This is a genomic window from Pseudoalteromonas rhizosphaerae (assembly GCF_028885455.1).
Lineage (GTDB): Bacteria > Pseudomonadota > Gammaproteobacteria > Enterobacterales > Alteromonadaceae > Pseudoalteromonas > Pseudoalteromonas rhizosphaerae.
Genome location: NZ_CP118496.1, coordinates 187,993 through 200,208 on the forward strand (window position 1 = coordinate 187,993; position 12,216 = coordinate 200,208).

13 protein-coding genes are annotated in these 12,216 nt (G+C 40.3%); 9 read left to right on the top strand and 4 right to left on the bottom strand.

The genetic code is table 11. The features are described from left to right. Position 1: 1 nt before the first annotated feature. Together PVK79_RS00905 and PVK79_RS00910 are read right to left on the bottom strand one after the other, a co-directional pair. Entirely contained in the window at positions 2-1,117 is a 1,116-nt protein-coding gene (locus tag PVK79_RS00905) for an aminotransferase class V-fold PLP-dependent enzyme (RefSeq protein ID WP_257325142.1), read from the bottom strand. 1 nt (position 1,118) lies between these two features. After that, a complete protein-coding gene (locus tag PVK79_RS00910; protein WP_149983347.1) occupies positions 1,119-2,291 on the bottom strand; it encodes a PrnB family protein in 1,173 nt (390 codons plus the stop codon). Positions 2,292-2,413: 122 nt separating this feature from the next. On the opposite strand from PVK79_RS00910, the gene PVK79_RS00915 reads away from it, so the two are divergent. The 4 genes from PVK79_RS00915 to PVK79_RS00930 all read left to right on the top strand — a co-directional run bounded on the left by PVK79_RS00915 (position 2,414) and on the right by PVK79_RS00930 (position 8,189). Further along, positions 2,414-2,893: an Lrp/AsnC family transcriptional regulator gene (locus PVK79_RS00915; protein ID WP_257325143.1), complete on the top strand. Its 480-nt coding sequence runs from the start codon at positions 2,414-2,416 to the stop codon at positions 2,891-2,893. Positions 2,894-2,966: 73 nt separating this feature from the next. Continuing rightward, positions 2,967-5,693 carry a CHASE domain-containing protein gene (locus PVK79_RS00920; protein WP_182760485.1) on the top strand — a complete coding sequence of 909 codons (2,727 nt, stop codon included), beginning with the start codon at positions 2,967-2,969 and terminating at the stop codon, positions 5,691-5,693. After that, the gene (locus tag PVK79_RS00925; RefSeq protein ID WP_182759054.1) at positions 5,683-7,047 is read left to right on the top strand and encodes an alpha/beta hydrolase; all 1,365 of its coding nucleotides are present in this window, start codon (positions 5,683-5,685) and stop codon (positions 7,045-7,047) included. Before PVK79_RS00920 ends, PVK79_RS00925 begins: the two co-directional genes overlap by 11 nt. Then, complete coding sequence (locus PVK79_RS00930; RefSeq protein WP_257325144.1) at positions 7,047-8,189, top strand: GNAT family N-acetyltransferase; 1,143 nt, start codon at positions 7,047-7,049, stop codon at positions 8,187-8,189. The genes PVK79_RS00925 and PVK79_RS00930 overlap by 1 nt, the downstream gene beginning before the upstream one ends. Here the strand turns inward: PVK79_RS00930 and PVK79_RS00935 are convergent. Then, positions 8,186-8,776, bottom strand: coding sequence for a DUF938 domain-containing protein (locus tag PVK79_RS00935; protein ID WP_149983352.1), 591 nt, complete (start codon positions 8,774-8,776; stop codon positions 8,186-8,188). The two genes, PVK79_RS00930 and PVK79_RS00935, sit on opposite strands and share 4 nt — an antisense overlap. Positions 8,777-8,974: 198 nt before the next feature. Between PVK79_RS00935 and PVK79_RS00940 the strand changes: the two genes are divergently transcribed. From PVK79_RS00940 to PVK79_RS00960, 5 genes are all read left to right on the top strand, one after another. Further along, positions 8,975-9,154: a hypothetical protein gene (locus PVK79_RS00940; protein WP_145242712.1), complete on the top strand. Its 180-nt coding sequence runs from the start codon at positions 8,975-8,977 to the stop codon at positions 9,152-9,154. Positions 9,155-9,252: 98 nt separating this feature from the next. Next, a complete protein-coding gene (locus tag PVK79_RS00945) occupies positions 9,253-9,618 on the top strand; it encodes a hypothetical protein (protein WP_257325145.1) in 366 nt (121 codons plus the stop codon). Between the two features lie 8 nt (positions 9,619-9,626). After that, the gene (locus tag PVK79_RS00950) at positions 9,627-11,003 is read left to right on the top strand and encodes a class II fumarate hydratase (RefSeq protein WP_182759056.1); all 1,377 of its coding nucleotides are present in this window, start codon (positions 9,627-9,629) and stop codon (positions 11,001-11,003) included. A 117-nt stretch (positions 11,004-11,120) separates the two neighbouring features. Further along, positions 11,121-11,597: a hypothetical protein gene (locus PVK79_RS00955; protein WP_145242708.1), complete on the top strand. Its 477-nt coding sequence runs from the start codon at positions 11,121-11,123 to the stop codon at positions 11,595-11,597. Between the two features lie 11 nt (positions 11,598-11,608). After that, positions 11,609-12,007 (top strand): hypothetical protein, encoded by a 399-nt coding sequence (locus tag PVK79_RS00960; RefSeq protein ID WP_182719305.1) that lies wholly within the window; start codon positions 11,609-11,611, stop codon positions 12,005-12,007. A 19-nt stretch (positions 12,008-12,026) separates the two neighbouring features. Here the strand turns inward: PVK79_RS00960 and PVK79_RS00965 are convergent, their stop codons facing one another. Then, a complete protein-coding gene (locus PVK79_RS00965; protein WP_145242705.1) occupies positions 12,027-12,212 on the bottom strand; it encodes a hypothetical protein in 186 nt (61 codons plus the stop codon). Positions 12,213-12,216 lie beyond the last annotated feature (4 nt).

A 12,216-nucleotide genomic window follows, 5' to 3' on the forward strand; every position in this document is an offset into this window, starting at 1 on the left:
TTTAGCTTAGGGTTTGTTTAACCACTTTTATTAGCTGTGCTATATCACTACTGTTGTTATAAATATGCGGTGAAACTCGCACCCCATATGCTCGCGCATCGACACTTATATTCGCCTGAGACAGCGCGCTTAATACCGCTGGCTGTTGCTCGCCAAAATTTAAAATAGCTGTACCGCTACGTTTTTCTGGCGTTGTTGGTGACACCAAATATGGCCTAAACTCTGCACTTAATTGTTCAAGTAGCGCCAAGTTGTGCGCTCGCACTGTTGCAACACCTAATTTAGCAAAGTAACCAATGCTATGCCCTGCGAGTACAAATGGCGCAATCGATGGAGTGCCGCCCCAAAAACGCAATGCGCTATCATGATAAGCAAAGTGATGAATATCAAACTCAAATGGATTTTGATGTGAAAACCACCCTACATCTTGTGGTTCGCACACATTTAATTGCGCTTGGCTTACCCATAAATATGCCGCACCGGGACCTGAGCATAACCACTTAACGCTGGAACCAATCATAAAATCAGCATCAACTTGGCTTAAATCTAGAGGCAATACACCAGCTGACTGCGCCACATCAACAAGACTCAAACAGCCTGCGTGCTTACACAGTTGCGTAATTTCAGCTACGGGCGCTTGCTGGCCAGTATTTGAATAAGCGTGACTGATAAATACTAAATCAATATCTGTTTGAATATATTGTTGCCATTGCACGCTATCAGTTAAATCTACGTGTTCAGGAATAAACTTTATTTCAGCGCTACTAGCCAGCGCTTTTTGCATTGCAAACCCCATGCTAGGAAAGTCACTTTGCGCCATCAACACCTTACAATTAGCTTGCTGTAAGCGAGGATGCGACATAACTAACTTTGTTAAAGCGCTCGATAAATTTACTTGTGGGCAAAATTGCCTGCTCGGTGAATTAAACAATGTACTGAGCGCCTGAGTAAAGCGCTCAATGGCTGGCAGCCACTGTTGCCATGGCTCTTTATTACTCGCTTGCCAAGGAGCAAAAAAATGCTGGTTAAAATCATCTTGGCTGCTTTTCAGTGCACGGCCAACAGAGTGATTTAGCAAGTAACAGCCTGCCGCAAGATTAAAGTCATCTTTGTACATATTAATTACTCACCCATTGCTTTAATTGTGCTAAATCATCATAACGAGTTCTTATATCATCACGCTTTGCTGCTGCTCGACGATCTCTTAATTGTTCAAGAGAATCCAATAACACATGCAATGGCGGACCGCTGGCAGTTACTTTATTCATATGTTGCTGTTGCATGTGTTGAGCTGGCTGAGCTATAAACTTACTAACCAGTTGATTATGATGACCTATTGCAGTATCGCCATGCAGCTTACATACTTGTATAAACAACTTGGCATTGGTTTTAAACCACGAGCTATGGCGGGTATCTCCTGCCGCTAAAAAGTCATCCATTATGCTTGGCATACGCATAGACTCTCGCAGAATTTGCTGATCTTCAGGCATCATATATAAAAATTTATCCACCAGCATTTGTGAATAACTCGGTTCGTTGGCAAAGCATAAACCTAACAGCATATCTATAACGTTAATTCCGGCAAAATCTCCCGCATTGGCTCCACGGTAAACCTCTTTGCCAACCCGATACGGCTTATAGTAAGGACGTACACAGAAAAAGAATCGCTCGGTGTCTAACTGATTATATAAAGCCGTATTCGATTCAATCACATCGACTAACGCCTGCTTGGCAACTTTAAGTAAATCACCGCATAGCGGATGCGAAATACCTAATGGCTGAATTTTTAATAATGCATCAGCTGCTCGCTTATAGGCTAAAATCCCTTTGGTATTGTAATCAATGAATAATTTTTCATCTGGCAGATCCGTAAAGCGCTTATAAAGGCCATTAATAGCCTTATTATGGGTGGTTAAATGAGCCGTCGCAAAGCGCGGAGTAACCCCTATTGATGCACCAATATGCATAGCTAGTGCCGAGGCCTCGACTAAAGGCGAGGTTGTTTCGCGCGATGGTTCAGTGATCTCATGGCGTCGACAAGCCGCCATAAATAATCCTACATTACCAAGTAAATCAAACGCACGATCAAACCCTTCATCAGTATTGCCTTCTGCCAGTAACTTACGAATATGCGCATTACCCTCAGCCTCTAACTGATGCTTAAATTGCTCCCCGACAAATTCTACGTTAGCTTTATCTTCTTGTTGCCAATAGATAGCCTCTAGTTGACTATTAATTTCTACAAAGCGGGTTCTGAGCCACTCATCAAATGCCTGGGTATTATTACTCACAGATATTACTCCACACCAAAATTTATTGCATTAATGTTAACAGATAACATAGAGCACAAATCAGCAAAACCACTAATAAAAACCCATACAATTAGTGATATTCACTCTATAATCACTATTAAATGCAATTTATTGTCGCAATTATGAGTTTAGATAAAAAAGATCAACAATTACTAACGTTGTTGCAAAGCAATGCGCGTACCTCTGTATCAGAACTTGCAACAACTGTAAGCTTATCGGATACCCCTTGCTTAAGGCGTATAAAAAAACTTGAAGCAAGTAAGGTGATCACTGGCTATCACGCAGCCTTAAACCCACGCGCACTCGGGTTAAACGTGCTGGTCTATGCGTTTGTGCGGTTGAGCCAAAATTCCGCCAGTGCGGCAAATATGTTTGAAGAACACGTGGAAAAACTGAATCATGTACTGGAGTGCTCTGTCATATCAGGAAGCTATGATTACTTATTGAAGATTATTGCTACCGATTTAGAAAGCTACGAAAGTTTTGTTAAATATAAGCTAGGGAGTATTGATTGTATTGCTAACATTGAGTCTACAGTGGTTTTAAAGCAAACATTTAGCAAAAAGCAGCTACCACTTTAAAAAATAATACTATTTAGTGCCGATTCGCTATACTGAAATATCACTATAAAAATAATATTTAACAAGGATGCATGTGAAGATTTTTCGTTCAACATCCAGTTCTTTTGTTTTTTACATATCGTTTGCTATTGCTTATTTTGCAACTGGTAAGTTATTAACTAATTTTGCCTTTCAATCACAAGTCATCCCTATTTGGCTCCCTGCTGGTATTGCCTTAGTTGGCTGTTTTATCTGGTGGTGGCGTTTTATTCCGGCATTATTTATTGCCTCTGTCGCCTTTAATTTAAGTACCGGTGATAACGCGATCACTGATCAGGTTTTAATTGGCAATACATTACAACAAGTACTGCTAATCGGCTTAGGCGCCGTATTACAAGGCATGATTGGCGCTGCTCTTTTAAAGTACTGGCTAGGCCATCCGCTGTATTTAAAACAACGCCAATCAATTATTTATTTTATTTTTATCGTCGGTATTGTCGTCAGCCTCATATCGGCCAATATTGGAGTCTACGCTTTAAGTCAATTTAATCCCGCTTACAGCATTGATAATCATTGGAAAAATGTTACTTTTTGGTGGTTAGGTGACTCACTCGGCGTGCTGATCGCAACCCCCTTTTTATTGGCGTTATTACAGCCTAAATTTAAACGACACTACGTCACCCCATTGCCAACCATCGCAGTCTGCTCGGTATTATTCGTCTCTGTAGCCTTAACCACTAAGCTATACAACCAAGAGACTTATTCAAATGCGATACAAATTGCCAAGCGTGAAACATCTATCATTGAAAACAGTTTACTGCGCAATTTAAACCTTAGCCAAATAACCGTACAAAGCCTTGCGAGCCAAATCCAATCAACACCGACTTTAAGTCAGCAAGAGTTTGATAGCTACAGTGCCCAATTATTGGCTGAGCATTCATTTATTAAAGCATTTTCATGGAATCGCAAAATTCCCCCAGCTCAGGTCAGTGATTTTAACAAGCAGCTCAATGAAATTTATAATTCATATAACTTTGATCCGAGTATTAAAGGAGCGCCATTATCAAACGACGATCCATTAGTGATTATTACCTATATCGCCCCTTTTGCAGAAAATCAATCCGCTATTGGTTTTAACCTCAATTCTCGTAAAGATCGCCGAGAGACTTTACTCGACCCACGCATCAAAAATCGCCCTGTAGGCACTAAAATAATTCAATTAGTGCAAGCACAAAAACCTGAACCCGCTTATTTATTATTCGCCCCTGTGTATCAACAAAATAATGAAATTGCCTCAATTAAAGGCTACGCAACAGGTGTATTCTTAGTGGAAAACATACTTGCTCAATCGCTTACGCAAGCACAAAATAAGATGTTTAATATCGCTATTTATGAAGCCAATGCTACCAACCCGTTTTATTCAAACGTCGAAAATATGCCGACCAAAAGCAATAAGCTTACAACCATCACGATTAATTTTGCAGGGCAAAATTGGTTGGTTGATTTAACGGTTAAAGATGAGTTTCTACCGCATCAAACCAATCATATGACACTCTTTTTACTTATTTTACAGGTCATAGTAAGCTCACTCATTTTACTGGTATTACTGCTGTTTAATAACCAACATCTTGCACTTTCGCGTTTAGTGGCAGAGCGAACTCGCTCACTAGTTAAAGCTAAAAAGCAATCTGATTTAGCTAATCAGGCTAAAAGCCGATTTTTAGCCAATATGAGCCATGAAATTCGTACGCCGCTCAATGCGGTGATCGGTTTTTCAACCTTAGCTAAAAATGAAGATAGCGCTGAAATCCTCACCGATTATCTAAATAAAATTAATTTAGCTTCTAAATCATTGTTAAGTTTAATCAATGATGTACTCGATATCTCTAAAATTGAATCTCAAAAGCTCACCTTGGAAGTCGCTCCTTTTGATTTAAATGCGCTTCTTGCCCGGATTAGCAGTATGTTCGAACAAAGCGCTGAACAAAAAGGCATTCACTGGAAGGTTGATAACCAATTACCAGCCGATATTTGGTTTGAAGGTGATGTTATGCGAATTGAGCAAATTTTATTAAACTTATGTAGTAACGCCATTAAGTTTACCTGCGAAGGTGAAGTAAGTGTTAGCGCATACTGTAAGGAGATCACCGATAAACGTAGGCAAATTACCTTGGCTATTAAAGACTCTGGCATCGGCATTGCGCCATCAGAGCAAAGTAAATTATTTGATGCATTCACCCAAGCTGATAGCTCAACATCACGTAAGTTTGGTGGCACTGGGCTTGGTTTAACAATCGCAAAAGAACTTAGTTTGCTAATGTCTGGAGATATCAGCGTACAAAGCGAGCCAGGTAAAGGCTCCACATTTACCCTGTCTGTCGAGTTAAATACGTGCGCTGCGCAACAAGTAACGGCAAAGCACACACAACAGCATGTTGATTTAAGCAAACTAAAAATACTGGTTGCAGAAGATAACAGCGTCAATCAATTAGTAATAAAAGCAATGCTTAGCTCTTTAGGGATCACTCCAACACTGGTTGAAAATGGCGAATTAGCAGTAGAGCAAGTTAAAATAAATGACTTCGATTTAGTGTTAATGGATTGCCAAATGCCCATTATGGACGGTTACCAAGCCACCGCCTTGATACGTCAAATTAAAAGTACTGAACAATTACCCGTCATTGCCTTAACCGCTGATGTAATGCCTGAGGATAAAGCCAATGCCTTAGCAATTGGTTTTAATCAGCATCTTGCAAAACCCCTCGAACTCGATAAGCTAACCGAGTGCCTAATCAATTATGTAGATGTTTATGAGCCTTAATGGAATATTACTAACTCTCACTTTATTAACAACCTCTAGCCTTGCTATCGGCCAAACCAACTGCGTTACTCAGTTGACTGATTTAAACTATATTATGAACAGCAAAAAGCAGGGCTTATTACGGTTTGAAAAAAGCAATGCTAATACGGATTTTTCCTATCAAAGTGAGCAAGCATTTAGTGATTATTTAAGCTTTGCATACCAACATATTTTAGCGGCAAACCCTCGCGCATCAATGCCTTGCCCTGTTTTAACTGATACCTATCAGCTTTTAGTTAAACAACAGCAACGTACTAGCCCCCCTAATATAGTTGATCTTATAGCGCCATTTGAATTACGCCAAAATAACAACCACAAAGCGGTTCTATTGATTCATGGGCTTACCGACTCTCCATTTACCTATCATGACTTGGCACAGATTTACTTTCAACAAGGCTATACCGTTCGTACTTTGCTGTTACCAGGCCATGGCACCGCAGCTGATGCACTAAGTAGTATTAATGCCAAACAATGGCAGCAAGCTGTTGACTATGCCATCAAGCGCACTATCAAAGATTTTGATCAAGTGATTTTAGGTGGCTACTCTACAGGTGCAGCCCTGTTACTCAATTATCTAACTGTCAAGCCCGCTAACCCAAAAATAACCGCACTGATGCTGTTTTCACCAGCCACTGAACCACATAATAAAAATGGTTGGCTGGCGAAGTGGATTGATCGTATTCCCTTTGTGAATTGGATAGATAAAGACGCCGATATTGATTTTGCTAAATATGAGTCGTTTCCATTTAATGCCGCAACCGCAGCCGACGATGCTATGCGCTCAATTGCGTTACCAGAACTAATCGAGCGTCAATTACCAAACTTAGCTATTTTTTCAGTAATGAGTGATGTAGATACCACCATTGATACCCGTGCATCGCTGCTATTATTAAGCGCCTTACATGATGTAAAGATACGCCCTGCAAATAGCTTAGATACTTTGGTTTATTACGGTGATAAAACAACCATTACCAGTGATTTTCCAAAAGACTACAGGGTATTAAATCCACAGTGCAAAAATGCAACCTGTAAAAACATTCATGGTATTTCTCATATTGCCGTAGTTAACTCACCTGATAACCCTTACTACGGTATTGCTGGCGCTTATCGCAATTGCGGCAGTTACCTCGATGATGATACTTTGTATAAGCAATGTAAAACGACCGAAAAACCTAATATTGGCGAGCGTACTGCAGAAAATATTGCAGCCTTTCCAACCTTTCAACGTCTGACTTACAACCCTTACTTTACTGAGCAAGCACTCTATATAAAACAGTTTATAAAGCAGGTTGAAGGCTCGCAGGGCAATCAATAATGAGTATATTTAGTCACCGCTGGTTAACCAGTATCAGTACAATAGATGCCGCTGTTTGGCAGCAGTTTTTTGCCGATAATCCATTTACTGATCATGCATTTTTATTTGCATTAGAACAAAGCCAATGCGTATCAGCCGCGTCTGGTTGGCAACCGCAACATTTAGCCATTTACCAAAATGATACTTTGGTGGCATTAGCACCCGGCTATCTAAAAAGTCACTCTTATGGCGAATATGTATTTGATTGGGCATGGGCTGAAGCTTACCAGCAGCATGGTTTAGAATATTACCCTAAGTGGTTATCTGGCTCACCGTTTAGTCCTATTGAAGGTCAACGCCTCTCGATTGCACACTCACACCCAGAACAAGTATATCAGTACATTACACAGACTTTAACAGCTCAATGTGAGCAACAAGGTTGGTCTGGCTGGCACATTAACTTTTGCTCGCAACAGCAAGTCTCTCAACTCACACCACATCAAGGTATGCATCGTATTGGCGTGCAGTTTCAATGGCAAAATCAAAACTACGCTACTTTTGACGATTTTTTAGCGCAGTTAACTGCACGAAAACGTAAAGTATTGAAAAAAGAACGTAATAAAATAACCCAGCAAAATATTAGTATTAAATGGCTGCAAGGTGAACAGATAACTAAAGCTGTGATGAGCCAGTTTTGCGAATTTTACCAACGCACTTATTTAAAACGCTCTGGCCACATGGGTTATTTAAATCATGACTTTTTTATTTTGTTACATGCCTTAATGGCCGATAAACTGGTGATCATGCATGCCATCCATGATCACGAAGTGGTCGCTGCAACACTGAGCTTTAAAAATAATGACACACTATACGGGCGCTATTGGGGAGCTATAGCAGAAATTGATTGCCTGCACTTTGAGCTTTGCTATTACCAAGGTATTGAATATTGTATTAAACATCAGCTTCAGTGTTTTCACTCAGGTGCGCAGGGCGAGCATAAAATAGCCCGAGGTTTTGCACCGGTATTTACTCACTCCGTACATGCCGTAATGGATGCTACTTTTAGTCCTGCGATAGCAGATTACTTACAACGTGAGCGTCAGCATATGCGCATCTATCATCAGCAATGCACTGAATTATTACCTTTTAAGATTGATAACTAATGACGTTTAAAAATCAATAACTGATTATTAGCAGGCATCGCAATATCATCAACAAGCATTAACCCTGCTTGCTCAGCTAATTGCTGTACCCATTCGAAATCACGAATGCCACTTTGGCAGTCTTGCTGATTTAAAAATTCATCAAAACGCTGATTACTTTCACTGGTAAAGTTGCCGTTGTATTTAAATGGGCCATAAATACACACGAGACCTTTTGACGCTAAATGCTTATTAACACCAGTAAAAAATTGCTCAACTAACGGTTTGCTGACGATGTGTAACGTATTAGCAGTATAAATAGCATCAACGGTATTTATTGGCCAAGGGCGATTTAGATCTAACTCTACTGGTGCGTGCAAGTTATCTAGCTTTGCTTCATCAAGCCACTGTTTAATACCATTATGATTAACCAAGCGATCACTGGTATGCCATTGTAAATGAGGCAAATTAGCAGCGAAGTGCACGCTGTGTTGCCCCGTACCTGATCCCACCTCTAACACACTCTCGACTTGTGCTAAATATGCTGTGATGACGCTTAATATTGGATTTTTATTATTTTCACACGCTTGCGAGAAAGGTTTCGTCATATATATTTCCAAGCATCTCAATACAGATGCACCAAGATTGGTAAAGTATGCCCATTAGTAAAGCAAATCTTGCAACAGATGTCGCTATTAAATAATTAATTTTATATAAAAACTATATAATTCAAAGTAATAAAAAAAATATTGAGCATGGTATGAGTTATGCATTTATCTAATTGAATCAACCAAACGGAGAAGATTATGTATATATCACCTTATACCGCCCTAGACGCTGCAATTGCGGCAAGTGAAAAACCAGTAACAGATAAAATAGGCTGTGATGAACGTGCCACTGTAATTGATTTACTATCGCAAACAAATCAACAAAATCAGGCGTTAATACATGAAACAGACCAAATATTTATTCTTGGCTACAATTAAAAAACTCACCTTCCGCCAATATTTACAATTTGTGACTTGCACCGAAACCGATTAACTGTAATGATAATAATTACCATTACAGTTAATCGGTTTTTCTTATGCATGAACATCACGCTATGCTTTATTATCAACAGCAAATGAAATGTATTTGCCCGCGACCTGGGCTACATGCGCCAGCTTTAGTGGCAAATTACATTGAAGCTGGCCTGAGTGCTGCACGTCATTACGAAAAAAACCACAGTCTATTGCTGCAAGAACTCTATCTAAGACGCACTTTCCATGAAATCCTCAACAAAATGTGCGACTCTTTAGTCCATTGTGCAATTCGCAAACAATGTTTAGAGCAACTTTATAAACCGTTACTGGCATTAAAGCGCTTTTATAGAAGTCATAATAGTATCAAGAAATACCTGATACTAGAGCGTGAAGCCCGTATTCTCAGTCACGAATTTAACCCTTTCTAGGAGTTTTCATGAGCGAATTTAGAACCGAATCAGATAGTATGGGCGAATTACAAGTCCCTACAGATGCACTTTATCAAGCGCAAACTCAACGTGCTGTAAATAACTTTCGCATTAGCGATTTAGTAATGCCAAAACAGTTTATTACCGCTCTTGCTTATATCAAACAGGCCGCAGCGCAAAGCAACTACGAGCTAGGTCATCTCAGTAAAAATAAAGCACAGTTAATCGAGCGCGCATGCCAAGAGATCATTGATGGCGAACATTTAGAACACTTCCCTATTGATATATTTCAAACAGGGTCAGGTACTAGCACTAATATGAATGCTAATGAGGTGATTGCAACTTTAGCAAGTCGTTATGGTGATGAGGTTATCCATCCCAACGACGACGTAAACATGGGGCAAAGCTCTAACGACGTGATCCCTACCACTATTGCTGTAAGCAGTGTAATTAACGTGGTGTATGAACTATTTCCGGCGCTGGATCAGCTATCACAAACGTTGGAGCGCAAAAAGTCAGAAATAGGTGAAATCGTAAAAACGGGTCGAACTCATTTGATGGATGCTATGCCAGTGACATTTGCGCAAATTCTAGGGTCTTGGCAACACCAAGTTGATAGTGCAATGGCAGGGATCCGCTATAGCCTTGAGGGGGTATCTGCTTTAGCGCAAGGAGGCACAGCCGTTGGTACTGGTATAAATGCCGATCCCCTGTTTGCTGAGCAATTTTGTAAAAATCTCAGTGCCAACGTCGGTGTACGCTTTGTGCCAAGCAAGAACTTTTTTTATAACATAGGTTCGCAAGACACCATTGTCGCTTTATCAGGGCAGCTAAAAGTACTCGCGGTTGCACAAATGAAGATAGCAAACGACCTACGTTGGATGAATTCAGGTCCACTAGCTGGCCTTGGTGAAATCGAACTAGAAGCTTTACAACCCGGTTCATCAATTATGCCCGGTAAAGTAAATCCTGTGATCCCTGAAGCGGCAGCCATGGTTAGTGCACAAGTGATTGGTAATGACGCAACTATTACTGTTGCAGGTCAATCAGGTAACTTCGAACTCAATGTAATGTTACCTGTAATAGCTTACAATATTTTGCAAAGTATTGAGTTACTAGCAAATAGTAGCCAAGCATTAGCTGATAAAGCGATTCGATCCTTTAAAGTGAAACACACAAGTATCGACAAAGCACTCGCCAAAAACCCCATATTAGTGACCGCGCTTAATCCAGTCATTGGTTATGCTAAAGCAGCTAAAATTGCCAAACAAGCATATCAAGATGGCCGTCCAATTCTTGATGTTGCTGAGCAAGAAACTGACCTATCACGTAGTGAGCTGGAAGCTTTACTCAATCCCGCAAAATTAACCCAAGGCGGACTATAAAAATATTAAACCCGTCCTTAGCGTCGGGTTTAACCTTTGAATGCCATAGTTTTTATTGCTGTGTTATCTGCAAAGTGTATGATGGTGGTTACTTGTTCACCACTATGAAGGTTTATCATGCGCTTATTTATTATCGCGCTTCTACTGCCGTTATGTTTATCGGCTTGTTCTGATGCTGCGACCCCGAATAACAACCAACTTAGCCCGGCTCCTGCAGCGCTAGTTAAAAATAATCAAGCGACTAAGTTAAATCCGCAAACAGAAGTTCCGGCAACAAGAGATAACATTAAAAAGGTCCACCAGCAATTACAGACACAAATTGCAGATCTAAACTGCGATAACAGCTCTCAATGTAAAGTATTACCGGTTGGTAGCCGTGCGTGCGGCGGCCCTAGTAGCTATATTGTTTACTCTAATAAAACGGCAAATGAGCAAGCCGTTGAAAAGTTAACTCAGCAGATCACCAGCCTTGAAAGCCAATTTAATGCACAGAACAAGATGATCAGTATTTGTCAGCACCTGACTGCCCCTGCGGCTCAGTGTATTGAAAATAAATGTGTTAAACTAGAAAGCTCTGCGACAAGTGTTTATTAAGGGAAACCAATATGAGTCGTTCATCATATTCTAAATTTTTAGTAACAACAGCCAGTTTGCTGATCCTCAGTGGTTGTGTCAGCACTTCTGACTCAACACCAGCAAACGGCAATGCAAATGTATCTAAATTAAATAGCGCATTGGCTGAGTTGGTGCAAGATAATAGCTGTACCGCGAGTTTTCAATGTAAGGTGCTTGAAGTAGGCCAACGCGCCTGTGGTGGTCCAAGCCGCTATGTAGTGTACTCAACCTTGCACACACAACAAGAAAATGCAGAACAGTTAGCGGATCAAATTACTCAGCAAGAAACTGCCGATAATAAAACCAATGGTTTAAATGATTGTTTACCGGTTTTACCTGTGCAAGCATTATGTATTGATCAGCAATGCCAGTCGTTTGAGCTAAAATAGTCGCTCTGCTGCAACCGCGCTATACCAATAATGGGATCAGCGCGGAAATTACCACGACCGCCACAATACAAATCCCCGCTTTAAAAATAAAATGCATCGGCATCTGCTTTTTAACCCAATAGGCATAAATAAACCGTAAGAAATAACTCGCTGCCGTGCCAAACAAAGCAAAAATTAGTAGATAGGCGATTAAAATAATATTCACAACA

Coding starts and splice junctions, on each gene's coding strand:
- PVK79_RS00925 (WP_182759054.1), top strand. CDS start 5,683: ATGAGCCTTAATGGAATATTACTAACTCTCACTTTATTAACAACCTCT.
- PVK79_RS00950 (WP_182759056.1), top strand. CDS start 9,627: ATGAGCGAATTTAGAACCGAATCAGATAGTATGGGCGAATTACAAGTC.
- PVK79_RS00940 (WP_145242712.1), top strand. CDS start 8,975: ATGTATATATCACCTTATACCGCCCTAGACGCTGCAATTGCGGCAAGT.
- PVK79_RS00915 (WP_257325143.1), top strand. CDS start 2,414: ATGCAATTTATTGTCGCAATTATGAGTTTAGATAAAAAAGATCAACAA.
- PVK79_RS00960 (WP_182719305.1), top strand. CDS start 11,609: ATGAGTCGTTCATCATATTCTAAATTTTTAGTAACAACAGCCAGTTTG.
- PVK79_RS00930 (WP_257325144.1), top strand. CDS start 7,047: ATGAGTATATTTAGTCACCGCTGGTTAACCAGTATCAGTACAATAGAT.
- PVK79_RS00955 (WP_145242708.1), top strand. CDS start 11,121: ATGCGCTTATTTATTATCGCGCTTCTACTGCCGTTATGTTTATCGGCT.
- PVK79_RS00945 (WP_257325145.1), top strand. CDS start 9,253: ATGCATGAACATCACGCTATGCTTTATTATCAACAGCAAATGAAATGT.
- PVK79_RS00935 (WP_149983352.1), bottom strand. CDS start 8,776: ATGACGAAACCTTTCTCGCAAGCGTGTGAAAATAATAAAAATCCAATA.
- PVK79_RS00905 (WP_257325142.1), bottom strand. CDS start 1,117: ATGTACAAAGATGACTTTAATCTTGCGGCAGGCTGTTACTTGCTAAAT.